This window comes from Brevundimonas diminuta (genome assembly GCF_050310045.1).
Classification (GTDB): domain Bacteria; phylum Pseudomonadota; class Alphaproteobacteria; order Caulobacterales; family Caulobacteraceae; genus Brevundimonas; species Brevundimonas diminuta_F.
Genome location: NZ_CP190005.1, coordinates 1,655,332 through 1,674,489, shown reverse-complemented (window position 1 = coordinate 1,674,489; position 19,158 = coordinate 1,655,332). Strand labels below are relative to the sequence as shown.

Here is a 19,158-nt window from a genome sequence, read left to right as displayed (position 1 = left end):
GCCCGCTGTCGTCATGTCCGGACGCATGATCAAATCGACATTTAGGGGGAAGCCTCTTCTGAAACGTCTCTCCACCGTCGTCCAAAGACGATGTTTCCAGTGGAGTTTTTGTGCGTAGTTCAAAGCTTGTCGTGCCTTCGCCAGTTGACGCATCTGTTCCGAGAAAAAGAGGCCGTCCGCCGCTGCCCGTCGTCGTCCATCCCGCTGCATTGTGGGAGGTTCATGATGACCCCCGGGACTTCCATGCCGCGCTGGATCTCCAGATCCGCCGGCATGGCGAGAACTCTCATCGCCTGCACCGGGCCATTGTGGTCGCCGGCGGTTTGACGGACCGAACAACCCTCGCGGCCTGGCGGCGCGGGTTGAAGGTCCCGCAGACGCCTGCCAGCCTGAAGATTCTCGACATCATCGAGCATCGCTATCAGTTGGAGAGCGGCTATCTGCGGTCGCGTCTGCAGCGACGGCGTGCGCTCTCAGGGCTGGTTCCGCCCGAGGTGCAGCATGCGGAATCGCGTCGTCTCGCCTGGCACCTGCCGGATGACTTCGATGAGCGGTCGGCCCAAGAACGGGAGGAAATCCTGGCCTGGGTGCGCTCGACCATCCTGTCCGGCGGCACGGCCTATCATCGCTATCATTCGACCGTATCGAAACATCGGTTCGCGCTTCGCTTTGACGGAAGCGGGCCGCCCGAACTCGCCGCCCCAGCACAACTCCGGGCCGAGATGGACGCCCTTCTGCGGTTCAAGTCGGCGACGCTCACGGACATCGGCTATCAGCGCTCCGGCGTATGGGGCGCGGAGACAGCGGCGCAGCGCGAGGAGCATCTGGCCCTGCTGTTCGGCGCCCTGGCCGCCCTGCCTGACGACGAGGTCAGCGGGCTGGGCGTGCCCCGGGAGGACCTGACCTTCGGGCTGCTCGTGCTGCCGTCGGTCTGGGACTGGTACGTGCAGTGGCGCGAGCGACGCCGGGGTTTCTTCACCGGCTGGGAGAGCGAGATGCTCCTGCTGGGCGCCGCCTTCTCGCGGAGCCAGACGGGGTGGCTCAGGCAAAGCCCGTGGCTGGCGGATCGGCTCAGACCCATTTCAGGCCTTGTCGGGCAGGAGGAGATCGATCGCATCTGTGGGGATTGGGACGGCGCCTGCGAGCAGGTGCATCGCCATGCCCTGGCCCGATCCAAGGAGATCGAGCGGGTCGCCAGGGTCCATCGGGATCCGTTCGAGCCCATCCTGCCCATTCTCGAAGCGGCGAGCCCTGTCGGGGAGTATCGCAAGATCACGGAAGAGATCCTGCGCTGCATGCCCGAAGAGAGGCGCTATCCCCGGGCCGCCGCGGAGGCGGTCCGGTCCTTCCTGATGCTGAGGCTGGGTCTGCATCTGGGCGTCCGGCAGAAGAACCTGCGGCAACTCCAACTGCGTCCGCGCGGGAGCCCGCCGACGCCCGAGAGGGAACTGGAGGTCCGGCGGTGCGGCGAACTGCGCTGGAGCGAGAGGGAAGGCGGCTGGGAGGTCTTCATCCCCTGCGTGGCCTTCAAGAACTCCGGCTCGGCCTATTTTTCCAAACGCCCGTTCCGGCTTCTGTTGCCGGACCTCGGCGGATTGTATCGCTGGATCGACGCCTATGTGGGACGCCATCGACCGGCCTTGCTGAACGGCTCGCGCGATCCAGGCACCTTCTTCGTCAAGACCGTGAAGACCTCGAGCCGCGACGCCGCCTACAACCAACAGACCTTTTACAGCGCCTGGCGCCAGGTGATCCAGCGGTATGGAATCTACAACCCTTACACGGGGAGGGGGGCGATCCCGGGCCTGCTTCCCCACGGGCCGCACAATGTGAGGGACGTCCTGGCGACCCACGTGCTTAAGCTGACCGGTTCCTACGAGCAGGCCAGCTACGCCATCCAGGATACGCCGGCCACGGTCGCCGACCACTACGGCCGCTTTCTCCCGCAGGACAAGGCGGCGTTGGCCGCCCAGGTCCTGAACCGGGTCTGGGAGGCGGCCTAGATGAGCGGAGGGAGCCGGACGCGGACGACGTTTTCAAAGGCCAGCCTCAAAAGGGGAATACTCTCCGTGGAGGAGGCCGGGCACACGGTTCATGCGGTTGAGTTTCCGCCAGGGGGCGGCTTCACGCTGATCCTTGCTGCTGGAACTGAGCAGGCCGAGGTCAACGAATGGGATGTCGCCTTGGGGATTACCGACGAGAAAGGACGTCCCTTGCCCCGATGAGGAATGAGATTCCCGATCAGCCGCGCTGCCGCCTCTGGCGGAAACCTGTTCCTGTTTTGTTCAGGTGCTGCTAGGTGACGCATGTCATGGGAACGGAAACACCTCGCAAGATCATCCATGTGGACATGGACGCCTTCTTCGCCTCGGTGGAGCAGAGGGACGATCCCGCCCTGCGCGGTCGTCCCGTCGCCGTAGGCCACGCCGCTTCGCGCGGCGTGGTCGCTGCCGCCAGCTATGAGGCGCGCAGGTTCGGCGTGCGGTCGGCCATGCCCTCGAGCACGGCCTTGCGGAAATGCCCGGACCTGATCTTCACGCCGCCCCGGTTCGAGGTCTATCGCACCGTCTCGGCGCAGATCCACGCCATCTTCGCCGACTATACGACCCTGATCGAACCCCTGTCTCTCGACGAAGCCTATCTCGACGTGACCGCCAATATCCGGGGGCTGCCGACGGCCTCGGCGACGGCGGAGGAGATACGCGCGCGCATCCTTAAGGAGACCGGCCTGACGGCGTCGGCCGGGGTTTCCTACAACAAGTTCCTGGCCAAGCTGGCCTCGGACCAGCGCAAGCCGAACGGCCAGTTCGTGGTCCCGCCCGGGCGAGGGGAGGTCTTTGTCGAAGCCCTGCCTGTGAAGCGATTCCATGGCGTCGGGCCGGTGACGGCGGAGAAGATGAATCGCCTGGGCATCGAGACCGGCGCGGACCTGAAGCGTCAGTCCCTGGCCTTCCTGCAGCATCATTTCGGCAAGTCCGGCGCCTGGTACCATAACGTGGCGCGCGGAGAGGATCATCGCCCGGTCAATCCGGATCGCGAGCGCAAGTCGAGCGGGTCGGAGACGACCTTCGCCAGCGACCTGGTCGATCCGGCCGCGATCGAGGCCGGGCTGGACGAGATGGCGGGCGATGTCTGGGCCTGGTGCGAAAAGGCCGGGTCGCTGGGGCGGACCGTGACGGTGAAGGTCAAATGGGCAGACTTTCAGCAATCGACCCGGAGCCGCTCCTTCAATGAGCCGGTCGCCTCAAAGGCGCGCTTGCGCGAGATCGCCCGCCTGCTGGTGCGATCCCTCTATCCGCCGACCAGGGGCGTGCGCCTCGTAGGGGTGACCCTGTCCAATCTGGAAAAGGCCTCGCCGAAACCTGCGTCCGGCGAACTGGCGCTGTGACGGGCAGGCTTCAGGGCGATCTGTTCGGCCACGTCTGCGCGCCTGCCGTTCCGCAGGGCTTCGACTATTGGCCGGAGGTCCTGACCGGGGCGGAGCAGGCGGCGGCGGTCGAGCAACTGCAGCGGCTGGACTTCAGGCCATATGAGCACATGGGCTACCAGGGCTTCCGGCGGATCGCCGCCTTCGGACGGCGCTACGACCTCGACCGGGGCAGGCTGGAAGCGGCCGATCCCTGGCCAGGGTTCCTGCAAGACCTGCTGCGACGCCTGGCGGTGCGGCTTGGTCTGGACGAGACGGCTTTCGTTCAAGTCCTCGTCAACGAGTATGCGCCGGGGGCGGGGATCGGCTGGCATCATGACCGGCCCGTCTATGGGGAGATTGTCGGCGTCTCGCTGCTGGCGCCCTGCGTCATGCGGCTGCGGCGCAAGGCGGGCGCGCAATGGCGTCGCGCCGGGGCGGCGCTGGAACCGGGCTCTGTCTATCGGCTGTCAGGCGAGGCGCGGCAGGATTGGGAGCATTCGATCTCGCCTATGACGGTCCTGCGTTACTCCATTACTTTCAGGACCCTGGCCTGACAGGCGAAACTAACCGTTCAGGATTTCGGCGGCCTCGGGAAAGCGCTGGGCCAGACGAGAGGCCCAGTCCGGAGTCCTGCCGCCAGCATGACGCGCTTCGCGGGGTCGCGCCAGGACGAGGGCGGCCGCTTCCCTGTGAGCCGGCCAGTCCATCAGGAGACGCATGGCGGCCTCGAAGTCCGGGTGACGGGAGGCGTGGGCGAAGGCCCGGTCCAGGGCCTCGACGTCGTCGAAGTCGGGCAGGCGCGAGACGTAGTCCCGAAGGACCGGCGCCGACAGGTCGCGTTCGAACAGGCTCCAGCGCAGGTCCTGGGCCTCCTGACGGCCGCCTTCCGCCTCGAGGACGTCGATGGAGGCGGCCTCCCAGGTCGGGGTCAGGCGGGGGGCGCCGTCCTTCGGGCTGTGGCCGAAGGTCCAGCGGCGGTTGAGTGGGGAGGGGCTCAAGGCGCCCTCCAGGGCGGCGCGGGCTTCGGCGACGCGGCCAGCGTCCAGGAGGCGGCGAGCGATGTCAGCGGCGACGTCGGGCGAACCCGCCTGTTCGGGGGTGACAAGCGACAGCCAGAGGTCGAGGTCCCCGGCCTTGTCCGCCAGGCGGCGCAGCAGGTTGCGGCCTGCCGGGGTCTTTCTGGCTGATGCGTCTAGACTGTCGAGCAGCCGGCGCGCCGTGCGCGGGCCCAGGGTCTCGCCGGCGGCGGAGATCCAGCGAGCGTAATCCTGCGGATGCCGGCGCAGGGCGTCGACCAGGTCGCGCAAGGCCGCGTCGTCGGCGGTCTCGGCGAGGGTGAAGAGATCGTGGGCTGCGGCCTCGAAGGCGGCAGGCAGTTCGCCCTTGGTGTCTTTCACGCGGACGGCCAGGCCGGGATAGAGGTCGAACCAGCGAATGAGGACGGCGAGCGCCTCGCCGGGAGCCTCGGGCGCCAGGCGACCGACGATCATCTCGCGGTGGGTGTTCAGGTCGTCGAGAAGGTCGCCGCGTCGGCGCCAGGAAACGCGGGTGCGGGCAGCGGCGAGCGCGGTGAGGCGTTTGTCGATCTCCAGGGCCAGGATGTCAGGGCTGATCTCAGCCGCGAGCTCGAGGCGGAGGCGGCGTTTGAGATTGGCGTTCCCGGCGCCCGCCTCTATCAGCAGGTCCGCCAGGCGCGGCGCGCCGAGATGGACTAGGCTGGCTGCGGATAGCCGGGTCGAAATCCGAGATTGTCGCGCCATGAGGTCCCTGGGGCAGGAAGGGTGTTCGCAACCCGGGCGTCTATAGCATCATCCCGACGCTGGCCCAGGCTTGGCCGGAGGCGCCGTTCTTCTGGCCGTGTAAAAGGCGCCGCAGGAAGGCCGCTGCCCGGCTGAAAGGAAGGCTCGCATGCCAAAGGTCAACGACACGGTCCACATCCGTTTTTCCATGCGCGGCATGTCGGGGCCCTTCTGGCAAACCAACGCCACGGTGGCCGCGGTCAGCGGGACGTCGCTGCTTCTGGACGGGCTGGACCGTCAGGTTCCCGCGGCGACTTCAGAACTCAAGCCGGCCGGGGAGGGGCGGTGGACGCTGGACTGGGAGGTGCGGCGTCGGCCTTGAGGCGTTGTTCCGCTGCGATCCCGTCATAGGCGTCGCGCAAGCTTTGCTTTAAATGGGACTGGCGGAAGCGACCGACCTCGCTTTCGTAGACGGCCCGGCGCGTCTCTCGCCGAGCGGGTCGGGCCGTCGATCTTTTCCGGCTGAGGCGAACGGATCCGCTTTTGTTGGCGTCCCGCATTCGAAGGGACCAGACTGACCCAATGGAATCAGGCATCAAGATTGAAGCAGGATGGTCGGGTCGCGGGCGTGGCGGCTTCGAGGTCTATCGCGGCAAGGGGCGACATGCCCGTCGCTTACAGCCGCCTGCTTCCGGCGGTTTTGTTTTCCGGGTCTTCATGGCCTGGCTGAGCGGTAAATCCTGACCCGCGGACACCGCAGTTAGGGCGAATCCGGGCGCCCGGCCCAGGCCCCTGAAAGCCGCCCCGCTGGTTGAATTCAAAATTGTAAACAGAAGAGCCCGCCTGCTGCGCGAGTCTGCTGGACGACTCGTGGCTGTGACGCATTACTTCCCGTCTGTACGGGGGAGCGGTCTATGCCTGAAAGGCTGTCTCATAGGCAGGTGGAGTGCCTGAAGCTCTCCGCTTTCATGAGCGATAAGGAGATCGGCCGGAAGCTCGGCCTGTCGCCGCATACTGTTGAAAATCATATCCGGGAAGCCAAGCGAAAGTTCGGCGTATCCAGTCGCAAAAAGGCCCTGGAGTTACTGACGGAGTTTCCGTCAGACGGATCTGGAGGCATGGCGGGCCCTGGCGAAAACGGTCCCGCTCCGGGTGTCAGCGAGGCGTCCGTCGCCTTCGATCACAACATTGGCGCTCTTGATCCAAAAACGCCGTTCGGCGTGTATTCAGGGCTGGGGCGATGGCGTACGACGGCCGGGTGGCGAGGACCGAAGCTGGTCCTCATCGTTCTCCTGGCCCTGGGGATGGCATTGGCGATCGGCGCCATCCTAGCCATAGGTCTGATGGTGTTCGGGGTGATCGAGACGCTTTTGAGCTGGCGATGAAAAAGGGGCTCTCGCCATGCGTAAACAGAACGACAAGGTCATGACGATCGGAACTGTCGTCGCTCATGATCTCATCGACTTCGAACATGCTCTTGATCAGGCTTTCCTGAAGGCCAATCAGCTTTCGATCAGCATGATAGAAGGTCGTCGCGCCGCGGCTCTTTCCGCGGGGTACGGCCATACGGCCCTGCTGAGCCTGCACGGCGCCATGGGGGCCGTTCTGGACGCCAGGGGGCAGGCGATCCGGACACATGACCGGTTGCACAAGGCGGCCGAGGGCCTCGGGCTTGCGCCGGCGCGCCTGGGTCCGTCCGAAACCAAACCGGCCGAGAACGGTCCGGAAACCCCGATCCGGAAAGTTCTGCAGGGGGAGCCGGAGAGAGAGACGATGGTTTGATCGGATACCTTCTATGGTCACTCAATCTTGCAGGCCTTGCCCTGCTCGTCTGGAAGGGCGCCCGCGTCGAGCGGTACGCCGCGGCCATGATCGCCGCCTATATGCTTCTGGAGCCATGGCTTCAGCCCCTCCAGCTCTCGAGCTGGAGGGTGGGCTTGGCGGGTCTCAACCTCGTGCTTTTTGTGGGACTATTGAGACTCAGCGCGAGTTCGACGCGCTGGTGGCTGGTTCTCGCGGCGGCGCTTCAGCTCCTGATCGTCTGCACTCATCTTCTGCCCTTCCTGTCCTCCGACCTGACCATATGGACGGGCGTGGCGGTGCGACTGACGCTGTGGACGCTCATCAGCCTCACGATCTTCGGAGGGGTCTGGGAAGCCATGGCCGACCGTCGCTTCAGGGAGACCGCTGATGGACGGGGGCATGATGCAAATCATCGCGCCGGACCTGAACACGGTCTGGACTGAAGGAGACCTGTCGCTTCTGCAGGCCTTCATCGCAGCGGTCGAGCCGCTCGGGGCCGAGAGGCTGGCGGCGAGGCTGTCGGGCGAATTCGACACGCTCGGCGCTCTCTTTTCGGCCTCGCCGGAGCGGCTGTCCCGCGCCGTGGTCGAAGGGCGGGATGGTCAGGGCGTTGTCCGGCACGTCAGCATATGCTCGGCGATCGCCGCCCGATCACTGCAACAGCGCGTGGACGGCAGAAGGATCCTGTCCTCCTGGCCAGCCTTGATCTCCTACCTGAGGGCCAGTCTTCAGTACGAGATCAAGGAGCAAACGCGGATCCTGTTCCTCGACAAGAAGAACGCCCTCATCAAGGATGAAGTGGCGGGCCGGGGAACCGTGGATCACGCGCCGATGTACGTCCGGGAGGTGATCCATCGAGCCCTGGACGTCGGGGCGTCCGCCATCGTGCTGGCCCACAATCATCCGTCAGGCGACGTCAAGCCGTCCCTCGCGGACAGGAGCCTGACGAAGGACATAGCGGAGGCTTGCAGGGTGATTGGCATCACGCTGCACGACCACATCATCATCGGGGCCAGAGGCGACTTTACCTCGTTCAAGCAACAGGGTTTGTTGTTTGGCTGACATCGCTCAGAGGGGGCTGACTTGTCGATTTGCATCGTGCCGCACCAGACCATCAGCCGCATCGTCGGCTTTGCCGCCGGTCACGCGGATCTCCTGCCAGTAGGCTGGTCTTCCAGCGACCTCTACCGGAAGTTAAAGGAAATCAACGATCGAACCTTCCTGGCCCGCTACCCGCAGGCGGAGCTCGAGGCCGGTTCCAGCGAGCCGCACATTCCCGAGGACGCCGCTGACTTCACGAAGCTGGTCCGGGCGCTTGGCGAGTATGAGTACAATTCCGACCTGTCGGGCGAGGGCCAAATGGCGGCGCTGCTGGCTTCGCTCATGTCGCGGGACGACCGATAATATTTATGAAGTACCATTTCCTATCCTGCGCACACTTGGTGTGCCCTGCTAATGCGATTGCAGATTTGGGTCTTGGCGTTGTCAATACATCTTGAAAGATGTCTCTATCACGCACTTTTTACATAAGTAAATTTTCGCAATGTTTTCAAAATACTCGAAATCTGCCGGTCTTCGGGCCGGTCGCGGCTGGCGGAAAATGTAAAAAATGATGTAAAAACAAATGTATAGATAGTTTTGTGTCATCGAGTGGGAATGATTCCCCAACTATTGATGATTTTCAAAGGCCCTCTGGAGCGTTCTGGAGGGCTTTTTTGTGTGCGTTTGCGACCTTTGCGGTGTCCGAGCGCGCAAACCAAATCGTCCGGACGGGGAAGTTGTGGCGCAGGATTGTCGTCCAAGCTTGGCCGGACTGTAGCCTGGATGTGAGGCGAGCATCATAAATTGGGCCTAGACGCCGGTCCGTCGCAGACGGGGGCCGGCAGGGATGAGTTTCAGTGTTTCGCGGTGGGGCAGCGTGCCTGCGTGCGCGGCTGGTCTGGTCTTCGCGATGGCGATGATCGGCTTGGCCGGGGCAGTTGACGCCAAGCCTCCGACGGCCGGGATGACGCGGGCTGTAGGGCGTGACGCTCTGGCGCGTCTGCCGCTGAAACAGAATGGCGGGACGTGGAATTCGGGCCATGTGCAGGGGGTCGCCGTCGATGTCGAAGGCGGCTTCATCTATTATTCCTTCACCAACCTGCTGGCCAAATATGACCTTGAGGGGCGGCTAGTCGGGACGCTGGTTGGATGGACCGGCCATCTGGGCGACCTGGCGTTCAACCCGGCCGACGGCAAGCTGTACGGTTCGCTGGAGTATAAGGCGGATGAGGCCTTCTACATCGCGGTGATCGATGTCGCGGGCCTGAATGAGGTCGGGGTCGAGGCCAGTCGCAGCGATCTGTTCAAGACGGTCCATCTGGCCGAGGTCGGACGCGATTACGCTGCCGACATGGACGGGGACGGACGGTTTGACGGCGATACGGCGGACACGCGCGATCATCGCTACGGCGCGTCAGGCATTGATGGCGTGGCGTTTGGGCCGCGCTTCGGGCGCACGGATGGGGCGACGCTGCTGACCGTCGCCTATGGCGTCTATGGCGATGTGACGCGGACCGACAACGACCATCAGGTCCTGCTGCAATACGACATCAGCGACTGGGACCTTTACGCCCGTCCGCTGTCAGAGGCGGCGCCGCACCGTGAAGGCCCCGCCGCCGTCGACGGCAAGTATTTCGTCCGCACCGGCAATACGACCTATGGGGTGCAGAACCTCGCCTATGACGCCGAAGCCGGACGCTGGTTCATGGGCGTTTATCAGGGACGCAAGCCTGCGTTCCCCAACTACTTGCTGTTCGCCGTCGATGCCGAGGCCAGGCCTGTGCGCGGTGATCTGATCGGCGTGCCTGCTGCGTCGGGCGAGGGGTGGGAGCAGGGACTGCTGCTGCCGCTGGCGTCGGACGGCCTGGAAGATCCGGCCACCGGGCTGCGCGGCTGGCGCTGGAAGGCGGACGTCGGGTTTCAACCGCTGGGACGCGGCCTCTTCTATGTGGCCGTGAATTCCGGCGGCAAGGGCGCGCAGACGGCTGACATCACCCTGATGCGGTGGACTGGCGATCCACAGACGCCGTTCGCTCCCGTTGACGCTGATGAGCGCCTGCGACTGACCTCCGCTCCCTGAGCCGCGCCTGACGGCTGCGTTCGCCCCATCGGGCCGCTGTCACCGCGGCCTGCACCCCCTCGCTTTTTCCTCTCCTCCCCAGTTGTTCGAGTAGATTTCCATGAAGATCCGTTCCTGCCATCTCGCCAGCGCCAGCCCGCGAGCCCTGTTGCTGTATCCGCTGATGGCTGCGGCCTTCGCCGCCGTCGCGCCGCAGGCCGCAGCAGCGCAGACCGCAGGCGAGGCGGCGGTTCAGTCGCCCGCGGCGTCCGGCGCCCTGCGCGGCCGGGTGTTCGACACCGCCAGCGGCGAATATCTCCGCAACGCCGAGGTGCGGGTCGAGGGGACCAGCCTGATCGCCTATTCGGGCGACGGCGGCGTCTTCCGTCTGAGCGGGGTGCCGAGCGGCGAGGTCGTGGTGATCGTGCGCTACGCCGGTCTGCAGGAAGCGCGCGTGGTCGCCAGCGTCAGCGCGGGGCAGACGGCGGTCGTCGATGTCGAACTGCAGGCGCCGTCCTATGGCGTCGCGGCCGATGTGGCCTCTGTCTCGGATGTCGTGGTGACGGCTGCGCGCGGCGGTCAGGCCAAGGCGCTGATGGAGCGTCGCGTGGCGATGAACGCCAAAAACGTGGTCCCGGCCGACAACTTCGGCGCCCTGACCATGGGCGACGTGGGCGAGTTCATGAAGTCCATGCCGGGCCTGTCGATCGACTATACGGAAGTCGATGCGACGGCCGTGCGCATCGGCGGCCTGCCGCCCAAATATTCGACCTTCACCATGGACGGGGCCCGCATGGCCACCGCCACCTCGAACAACAACTCCGGCCGTCAGAACTCGTTCGAGCAGATGTCGATCACCGGCATCGAGACGATCGAGCTGAACCACACCCTGCTGGCCAGCATGGATGCGGACTCGCCCGGCGGCAGCATCAACCTGCGCAGCAAATACGCTTTCCAGCTGCCTGAGCGTCAGCTGCGCTTCCAACTGGGCGGGGTGGCGACCTCGGACTCGGCCCTGTCGCGCCACTACATGCCCGACGACAAGAAGCACGCCAGCCTCTATCCCTCGGCCCAGTTCTCCTATGCCGACGTCTTCATGGACGGCCGTCTGGGCGTGGCCTTCAGCGCCAGCCACAACGCCAACTATGTGCAGCAGGATCGCATCCAGACCGACTGGTCCTATCTGGCCGACGGCCGGGTGCTGCCCTATCAGGTCATGTGGCGTCCGGGGCCGAAGCTGACCAGCCGCACGGCCGCCAACCTGTCTGTCGATTACAAGATCACCGAAGACCTGATCTTCTCGCTGCGCAGCAACTACTCCTTCTATGACGTGGAGTATTTCAACCAGTACACCTATCTGACGTTCGGCACGGCGACGCAGTCCTATGCTGCGCCGGGGTCGACCGGCACGCACATCGTGGTCAATCCGGACGGCAAGAACACCCGTCTGCACACCGGCTATTCGCATCGCTACGCCGGGACGCCGACCTATCTGATCGCGCCGAAGCTGGAATATAAGGGCGAGACCTGGGAAGCGGCCCTGCGCGCCAGCTATTCCTCGGCCGAGTTCAACTTCCGCGACACCAGCAAGGGCTTCTTCCAGCGCACCGACAACCACCTGACGGGGATCGGCTTCGAGATGGAGCGCGACTCTACGGACTCCAACGCCTGGTATCTGCGCCAGACGGCGGGCCGTTCGTGGAGCGACCCGATGAACTTCAACCGCGACATCTCCATCGGCAACAATATCCGCACGGCGGAGTCGGACGCCATCAACGACATGTACTCGTTGAACCTGGACGTGAAGAAGCGGCTGAGCCTGGGCGACGTCCACTTCACCCTGATGAGCGGGCTGGGCGCACGCAGCAATGACTGGCGCACCGATGAGGGTTCGTTCCAGCAGTTCAGATACGTCGGCGCGACCGGCGACCTGACGCAGACGTCGGCTGAGGCGGTCATCCCCTGGACCCAGAAGTATCGCTTCGAGATGATCGGTTTCGATGCGGGCAATATGAACGCCCAGGGTTGGCGGGCCGACAGCCACTACGGGATGTACGACATCTATCGAGAGCACCCTGAGTATTTCGTGGCGGATGAGGTCGGCAACCTGAAGCGCCGGCTCGACAACAACAAGCGCGTCAAGGAAGACATCACCTCGGCCTATTTCGAAGCTCAGGCCGACGCCGGTCGCGCCCGTTTCGACCTGGGTCTGCGTTATGAGAAGACCGAGACGGCCTCACGCGTGGCGATGATACGCCCGCTGAAGGAGGTCACCGACGCCGGCTATTCGGTGAACACCATCGAGGGCCTGCTCTATCAGTACAACGACGGGACCTATCAGGACCGCAAGGGCGACTATGACGACTGGTTCTGGAGCGGCGGGGTCAAATACGACTTCACCGACAAGCTGGTCGGCCAGTTGTCCTTCAGCCAGGCGATTCTGCGCCCCGACTACGGCAACCTCGGCGGGGTGGTGTCGGTCAACGACGACACCATGATCGTCACCGTGCCGAACCCGGCGCTGCGTCCCGAGCATTCGACGAAGTATTACGCCAGCCTGCAATACTATCTGGAGCCGTCGGGCATCATCGGCCTGTCGGCCTATCAGCTGGACATGGACGACATGCAGGTCACCGGCATGACGGTGAACCCTGAGGATGTGGGCTTCGATCCGGCTGAGTATGCGGGCTACACCTTCCGCAGCGCCCAGAATCTGGACGGAACCAGCACCAATCGCGGCGTGGTGCTGGAATATAACCAGCAGCTGACCTTCCTGCCGGGCGCCTGGCGCGGTCTGGGCCTGCACGGCTCCGTCACCTATCTGGACCCGGATGGCGAGCGTCAGGGTACGCCGAAACAGGCCGCCAACTGGGGCGTCCGCTACAACATCGGCCGTTTCGACTTCCAGCTGAACGGCAACTGGCAGTCGAAGTATCGGATCAGCGGTCTGAACAACACATCGACCACAGCGAACAACGGCGTCCTGTATCACTCGCCGCGCGAACTGTGGAACGTCAGCGTCAACTACAAGATCAATGACCGCTTCGATCTGATGCTGGCGGGTCGCAACATCTTCAACGCGCCGGACATCATCTATTCCAACGAGCGCGATCGGGTGCAGCAGTACACGGTCTACGGCTCGATGTGGAATATCGGCATCAAGGGCGTCTTCTGATCCGCCTGAACGTCTGAAGACCGGGCGGCCGCGTCGTCATGCGACGGCGCGGCCGCCATGCACTTTTATTTCAGGGGACATTCGATGGCTTTGAAGCTTGACCGGCGGCGGCTGGTGATGGGCGGCGGCCTGGGGCTGGCGGCTCTGGCCCTGCCGGGTGGGGCGACGCTGGCGCGCCAGTTGCTGTCGGCTTCGGGGTTCACGCATGGGGTGGCCAGCGGCGAGCCGGGGCCGGATTCCATGCTGTTATGGAGCCGCTATGCGCCTTCGGGCGGCGGCGACGAAGTGCGGCTGGACGCCGAGATCGCCCTTGATCCGGACTTCCGTCAGGTTGCGGCGCGCGGTGTGGTGCGCACCGGCGCATATCGCGACTGGACCGCCAAGATCACCCTGGACGGCTTGGAGCCCGGCACGACCTATTGGTATCGCTTCATCGGCCCGGATGGGTCGATGTCGCAGACGGGCAGGGCGCGGACCCTGCCGGTGGGCCATACCGCAGGCTTCCGTATCGGGCTGTTTTCCTGCTCCAACCTGCCGATGGGGTGGTTCAACGCCTATGCCCATGCGGCGGCGCGCGATGACGTGGACCTGTGGCTGCACGTCGGCGACTATGTCTATGAATACGGCATCGGTTCCTATGCCGTGGATGACCGTATCGCCGAGCGCGCGGTCCTGCCCGCCCACGACCATGAGATGGTGGCGCTGGCCGATTATCGCCTCCGCTTCGCCTGCTATCGCGCCGACCCGGACCTGCAGGCCCTGCACGCGGCGGCGCCGATGGTCTGCGTCTGGGACGATCATGAATCCGCCAACGACAGCTGGGAAGGCGGCGCCCAGAACCATCAACCGGCGACCGAAGGCGACTGGGGCACGCGCCGCGCCGCCGCCGTCCAGGCCTATCTGGAATGGATGCCGATTTCCGAAGAGCCGTGGAAATCCTATCCGGTCGGCGATCTGGCGACGCTCTACCGCACGGAATCACGCCTGATCGGACGCACGCGTCAGGCCGATATCGGCGCCGCCTATCGCGAGGGGACTGAGGTCGCCCTGACCGCCTTCCGCGATGGCGTATGGCAGGACGCATCAGCCTCCATGCTCGGCTCGACACAGGAGGCCTGGCTTGCGCGCGAACTGCGGATCAACGCCCGCAGTACCGCCTGGCAGGTAGTGGGTATGGGCACCATCATGGGGCGCACGGTCATGCCGCAGGACGCGGTCAGCTGGCTGAGAGCCGACCTGAGCGAGGGCGCCGTCCGCTCCTTCACCAACGCCGCGCGCGCGGGCCGGGTCGGTCTGCCGATGTGGATGGACCGCTGGGACGGCTATCCGGCGGCGCGCTCTCGCTTTCTGAAAGCGGCGCAGGCGGCGGACGCCGATCTGGTCATGCTGTCCGGCGACAGTCACAACGCCTGGGCCTATTCCCTGTCCGAGGACGGCCGCCCGGCCGGGGTTGAGTTCGCCGGTCAGGCCGTGACCTCTAACGGCATCGAGAAGCAGCTGGGCGTCGCCCCTTCGGTCGCGGCCCGTTCCTTCATCGCCGCCAATCCGGAGATGGCGTGGTCCCAGACCAGCGGGCGCGGCTACATGATGATCGACATCAGGCCAGAGCGCGTCAGCGGCGAATGGATATTCATGGACACGATCAAGGCGCGCAGTACGGCCGTCGCGGGAACGCACCGCATGGGCGTCTGGAAGGGGCGGCGGCGCTTTATGGCCTAGCTGGCGATGCGGCGCGCTGATGGATGCTGATAGTTTTTCTGAGGTCTGTCAGAGTAAAACTGCGTTGCGCCGAAAGGGCCTGAGCCTATCAGGTCACCCCCTGATTTCGGGGGTTATGATGTTTGGCAAGGGTTATGAGGGTCGTGTTCGGGGCACGATCCTGACAGGCGTGGCGTTCACCGCCTTCAGTCTTTCTATAGCTGGCGGCGTGCAGGCCGAGGAGGCGGACGAGGCCCGGCCGGATCAGGTCGCAGATGTGATCGTGACGGGCACGCGCTCGACCGGCCGGACCGTGCAGAACAGCGCCGCGCCTGTTGATGTGATCAGCGCAACGGCCCTGGCCAACACCGGCGCGGGCACGACGCTGGAGGCGCTGAACCGGCTGTTGCCTTCTTTCAACGTGCCGGCGCTGGTGCAGCCGGATCTAGGCTCGATCGTGCGGGGCGGCCAACTGCGGGGGCTGGATCCGGCCTATACGCTGGTGCTGGTCAATGGAAAGCGACGTCACACCACCTCAGTCGTGAATGAGGACGGTTTCGCCGGGTCGGTGGCGGCGGATCTGGCCCTGATACCGGCCGGGGCGATCCAGCGGATCGAGGTGCTGCGCGATGGCGCATCGGCGGTCTATGGATCGGACGCCATTGCGGGCGTGATCAACATCATCCTGAAGGATGAGACCAGTCCCAGCACTCTGTCGGTCCAGACAGGTCAGACCTATGATGGCGATGGCGCGATCAATATCCTCCGCGGCAATCATGCGTTCGCTCTGGGCGACCGGGGTCATCTGGCTGTGGCGGGCGAGTTCACGGCCCAGAGCCGTGCGATCCGCAATTTTCCGCTGAAATCGTCCTATCTGATCTATCCGGCGTTGAACGCGGCGGGGCAGCCCGTTCGATTGGGCGTCAACAACAGCCTGCCGGTCGGCGCCTCGCCCGATCCGCGCGAGGCGACGCGCGACAACACGCCGTGGAAGAACGCAGGCCAGCACCGTTTCAATACCGGCGCCGCCAGTTTCGACTTCGGCTATGTGCTGACGCCGCAGACAGAGCTTTACGCCTTCGGCTCCTATGCACAGCGCAAGGCGTGGGCGACGCAGAACTATCGCCCGGCCAATACGGTCTTCATCAACAATCCGGGGCTGCTGTCGGTCTATCCGGACGGCTTCACGCCGTTCGAGGTTCTTGAGGAGAAGGACTTCGGCGTGACCGGCGGCGTGCGCGGCGAGCGCGCGGGCTGGAACTGGGATCTGTCGACCACCTATGGTCAGGACAGGATCGACGTCTACACCGCTAATACGGCCAACTATTCGCTGACCTATCCGGAGGCGCCGACGGGATTTTACATCGGCCAGCGGTTCTATTCCAATCTGACGACCAATCTGGATCTGAGCCGAGCGGTGTCTCTGGGCGGTCATGATTTCGAGTGGTCGGCAGGCGCTCAGCACCAGCATGAGCGGGCTGAACTTAAGGCGGGCGAGCCTCTGTCTTACTTCGGCAGCGGGTCTTCGGCGTTGACAGGCTATAATCCGCTGGATGCGGTGAACCAGACGCGCGACTCTCATGCGGTCTATACGGCGCTGTCGACCTATGTGACGCCGCAATGGTTCGTCGACGGCGCTGTGCGGTATGAACATTACGGCGACTTCGGCGACAGTACGACCGGCCGGTTGAGCAGCCGTTATGACTTTTCGCCGGTCTTCGCCGTGCGCGGCACGGTGTCGAACGGCTTCCACGCGCCCAGCCTTGTCACCGCCTCCTATTCCAACACTTCGGACCATGCGGGCGTGCCCTATCGTCTGGCCCAGCCGGACTCTGCGGCAGCCAGGGCGCTGGGCGCGCAGCCGTTGCAGCCGGAAACATCCGTCAACTATTCTCTGGGCTTCACCGTCACGCCCCGGCCGGGAGTGCGACTGGCGTTGGACGCCTATCAGATCGAGGTGAAGCATCAGATCGGCGCTTCATCCAACATCGGCATCGACCGAACGTCGGGGGTCGCGGTGGACGGCAGCGGGCGGCCGCTGACGCCGGAACAGGTCGATCATATCGAAAGCCTGCTGCAGGGCGCGGGCTTTGCGCCGGGCACGGATCTGGTGGTGCATTACTTTGCCGACGTCGGCGACACCCGCACACGCGGGGTCGACTTTACGGCCGAGGCGGACAGCCGGTTCGACTGGGGTCATGTGCGCTGGTCGTTCGCCGCCAACTTCAACAGCATCGACGTCACGCGCATTTCGCCTGTTCCGGTCGCATTGCAGGACCTGCCCAACATTGGCGTCCTGTCGACGGCGGCGCAGTACAATCTGAGACACCGGGCGCCGCACGATAAACAGGTGCTGGGCGTGGTGGTGGATCGCGGCCTCTGGACCATCGACCTGCGGGAAGTCCGGTATGGGCGCCTGACCCGATACTCTTCCGTTCTGGGCGGGGAGTACAAGCTGGACGCCTCCTTCGTGACGGATCTGAGCGTGGCCTATCAGGTCAATGACCATCTGCGTGTCACGGCGGTCGCCAGCAATCTGTTCGACGTGAAGCCGCAGCGGGTTCCACAGAACACCCGCACCGCCGCCAGCCTGGCTCAATACGAATACGCCTGGGACAATTCCGGCCCGGTGGGTCTGCTGGGCGGCTCTTACGCCCTTCGTCTCGATTACAGCTTCTGAAGCAGGGGAAACCTCATGATGAAATCTCGCAAATCCAATGCTGTCGAGGCGGCGCAGACAGATCAGGACTGGGCGGATCTGTTGTCGCCGGGGCGGCGCAATCTGTTGGTCGGCTCAGGTCTGGCTGCGGCGGCCGGACTGGTCGGCGGCGTCGGTGCGGCGCAGGCCCAAAGTGCAACTGGAAGAGGGGCTGCGGCTGCGCCCTTGCGGGCGGCTGCGCCTGCTCGTGAGGGGCGCAGTCCGTGGGGCTATGAAACCTATAAGGAGCCCGCGGCGCAGCCGGTCAGCCTGCGGCCCGGCGAGCAGACCCTGCCGTCGCTGCCGCGCGCCTATACGGACATCAAGAGCTATCACGCCCACATCTATTTCGACGAAGACACCTATGAGAAGGCGGCCCTGCTGAGGAAGTGGGCGATCGAGCGCTTCCCGGTCGAACTGGGCAACTGGAACCTGGAGCCGCGCGGTCCGCACGTCACGCCGTCCTTCTATTTCGGGTTCAGCAACGACCTGTTGCCGACCTTGGTGCCGTGGCTGCAACTGAACAGTCTGGGCCTGACGATCCTGCTGCACCCGAACACGAACGATCCGCGCGCCGATCACCTGTATTATGCGCTGTGGGTGAACCGGGCCCAGCCGGTGAACGCCTATGGCATGGCCTCGAATGTCAGTGACGACGAGGTAGAGGTCATCTTCCCGAACGTGACGCCCACGGTCCCGTTGGAAAAGGCCTGAGAACAGGCAGAAGCGGCCCCGCGGCTCAGGCGGCGGGGTCGTTCGGGGCGGCGGCGCCCAGCATCCGCAGGCAACTGTCGGCCACGGCGGCCGCGAAGGCAGTGCAGTCGGCCGTCTGGGCGGCAATGACGTCGTCCGTCGCCCCGTGGACGCCCGAATAGATCAGCAGCGCCAGCACACGCGGCTGGTCCGCTGTCCAGGCGCCTGCACGTCGGCCGCCCTCTATGATGCCCAGCAACTGGTCGAGCATGGCGTTGCGGTTCCTGTTGGCGCGGTCGTGGTGATGATGGTGGCTGGGATAGACGATGTCGTGCAGGCGATAGGTCTCGACATAGGTCTGGACGTTCACATGGACCCAGCACCGCAGGCGGGCCTCCCATGCATCGGCCGGGCAGGCGTCCACGGCCTGCTGTAACCGGTCCAGGAACATGGCCGTATAGCGCGCGCCCAGCGCCTCCAGCATTTCGGCCTTGGATGAGAAGTAGTGGTAGAAGGTGCCCTTGGCGACGCGGGCCTCCTGAACGATCTCGCTGATCGTGGTCGCCTCGACTCCCTTGGCCAGAAACAGCGTTTCAGCCGCCGCCATCAGCTCATCCAGACGGACTTCAGCAGGCTTGGTGCGCGGCTCTCGGGCAGGCGCGCTGTCCGGCTGTGCAGGGGGCTGGGCCGTTTTCTGGGTCATCGGGCCTTTCCTGTTCTGTCGGGCGGCGTGGGCGAAGGGAAGGGAACTCTCTAGGCCAGATCGGGCGCGCAGCCATAGTTAATCCATTGACCGACGGTCAGTCGATATCTATTTCGACGCCTTCAGGCAGGCTGCTCGTC

16 protein-coding genes are annotated in these 19,158 nt (G+C 64.7%); 14 read left to right on the top strand and 2 right to left on the bottom strand.

Translation table 11 applies throughout. The annotated features are described in order from the left end of the window. The first annotated feature begins 131 nt into the window (after positions 1-131). The 3 genes from ACORJG_RS08045 (at position 132) to ACORJG_RS08035 (ending at position 3,963) form a co-directional block, all read left to right on the top strand. The gene (locus ACORJG_RS08045) at positions 132-2,003 is read left to right on the top strand and encodes a hypothetical protein (RefSeq protein WP_427788396.1); all 1,872 of its coding nucleotides are present in this window, start codon (positions 132-134) and stop codon (positions 2,001-2,003) included. Between the two features lie 308 nt (positions 2,004-2,311). Beyond that, entirely contained in the window at positions 2,312-3,388 is a 1,077-nt protein-coding gene (gene dinB, locus ACORJG_RS08040; protein WP_427788394.1) for a DNA polymerase IV, read from the top strand. Then, positions 3,385-3,963 (top strand): alpha-ketoglutarate-dependent dioxygenase AlkB, encoded by a 579-nt coding sequence (locus ACORJG_RS08035; protein WP_427788392.1) that lies wholly within the window; start codon positions 3,385-3,387, stop codon positions 3,961-3,963. The genes dinB and ACORJG_RS08035 overlap by 4 nt, the downstream gene beginning before the upstream one ends. A gap of 9 nt (positions 3,964-3,972) precedes the next feature. Here the strand turns inward: ACORJG_RS08035 and ACORJG_RS08030 are convergent, their stop codons facing one another. After that, positions 3,973-5,169: a DUF6880 family protein gene (locus tag ACORJG_RS08030; protein WP_427788391.1), complete on the bottom strand. Its 1,197-nt coding sequence runs from the start codon at positions 5,167-5,169 to the stop codon at positions 3,973-3,975. Between the two features lie 148 nt (positions 5,170-5,317). On the opposite strand from ACORJG_RS08030, the gene ACORJG_RS08025 reads away from it, so the two are divergent. The 11 genes from ACORJG_RS08025 to ACORJG_RS07975 all read left to right on the top strand — a co-directional run bounded on the left by ACORJG_RS08025 (position 5,318) and on the right by ACORJG_RS07975 (position 18,336). Then, the gene (locus ACORJG_RS08025) at positions 5,318-5,530 is read left to right on the top strand and encodes a hypothetical protein (RefSeq protein WP_427788389.1); all 213 of its coding nucleotides are present in this window, start codon (positions 5,318-5,320) and stop codon (positions 5,528-5,530) included. 532 nt (positions 5,531-6,062) lie between these two features. Continuing rightward, positions 6,063-6,533 (top strand): helix-turn-helix domain-containing protein, encoded by a 471-nt coding sequence (locus ACORJG_RS08020; protein ID WP_427788387.1) that lies wholly within the window; start codon positions 6,063-6,065, stop codon positions 6,531-6,533. Between the two features lie 16 nt (positions 6,534-6,549). Then, complete coding sequence (locus tag ACORJG_RS08015; RefSeq protein WP_427788385.1) at positions 6,550-6,930, top strand: hypothetical protein; 381 nt, start codon at positions 6,550-6,552, stop codon at positions 6,928-6,930. After that, positions 6,927-7,394 (top strand): hypothetical protein, encoded by a 468-nt coding sequence (locus tag ACORJG_RS08010; RefSeq protein WP_427788383.1) that lies wholly within the window; start codon positions 6,927-6,929, stop codon positions 7,392-7,394. Before ACORJG_RS08015 ends, ACORJG_RS08010 begins: the two co-directional genes overlap by 4 nt. After that, the gene (locus tag ACORJG_RS08005; RefSeq protein ID WP_427788381.1) at positions 7,351-8,013 is read left to right on the top strand and encodes a JAB domain-containing protein; all 663 of its coding nucleotides are present in this window, start codon (positions 7,351-7,353) and stop codon (positions 8,011-8,013) included. Before ACORJG_RS08010 ends, ACORJG_RS08005 begins: the two co-directional genes overlap by 44 nt. Before the next feature lie 21 nt (positions 8,014-8,034). After that, the gene (locus ACORJG_RS08000) at positions 8,035-8,355 is read left to right on the top strand and encodes a hypothetical protein (RefSeq protein ID WP_427788379.1); all 321 of its coding nucleotides are present in this window, start codon (positions 8,035-8,037) and stop codon (positions 8,353-8,355) included. 562 nt (positions 8,356-8,917) lie between these two features. Continuing rightward, positions 8,918-10,072: a hypothetical protein gene (locus ACORJG_RS07995; RefSeq protein WP_427788377.1), complete on the top strand. Its 1,155-nt coding sequence runs from the start codon at positions 8,918-8,920 to the stop codon at positions 10,070-10,072. A gap of 100 nt (positions 10,073-10,172) precedes the next feature. Further along, a complete protein-coding gene (locus ACORJG_RS07990; RefSeq protein WP_427788375.1) occupies positions 10,173-13,226 on the top strand; it encodes a TonB-dependent receptor in 3,054 nt (1,017 codons plus the stop codon). Positions 13,227-13,310: 84 nt separating this feature from the next. Continuing rightward, positions 13,311-14,945 (top strand): alkaline phosphatase D family protein, encoded by a 1,635-nt coding sequence (locus ACORJG_RS07985; protein ID WP_427788373.1) that lies wholly within the window; start codon positions 13,311-13,313, stop codon positions 14,943-14,945. Between the two features lie 115 nt (positions 14,946-15,060). Next, complete coding sequence (locus ACORJG_RS07980) at positions 15,061-17,604, top strand: TonB-dependent receptor plug domain-containing protein (protein WP_427788371.1); 2,544 nt, start codon at positions 15,061-15,063, stop codon at positions 17,602-17,604. A 15-nt stretch (positions 17,605-17,619) separates the two neighbouring features. After that, complete coding sequence (locus tag ACORJG_RS07975) at positions 17,620-18,336, top strand: DOPA 4,5-dioxygenase family protein (RefSeq protein ID WP_427788369.1); 717 nt, start codon at positions 17,620-17,622, stop codon at positions 18,334-18,336. Positions 18,337-18,361: 25 nt separating this feature from the next. On the opposite strand, the gene ACORJG_RS07970 is transcribed toward ACORJG_RS07975, so the two are convergent. Beyond that, entirely contained in the window at positions 18,362-19,018 is a 657-nt protein-coding gene (locus ACORJG_RS07970; protein ID WP_427788367.1) for a TetR/AcrR family transcriptional regulator, read from the bottom strand. Positions 19,019-19,158 lie beyond the last annotated feature (140 nt).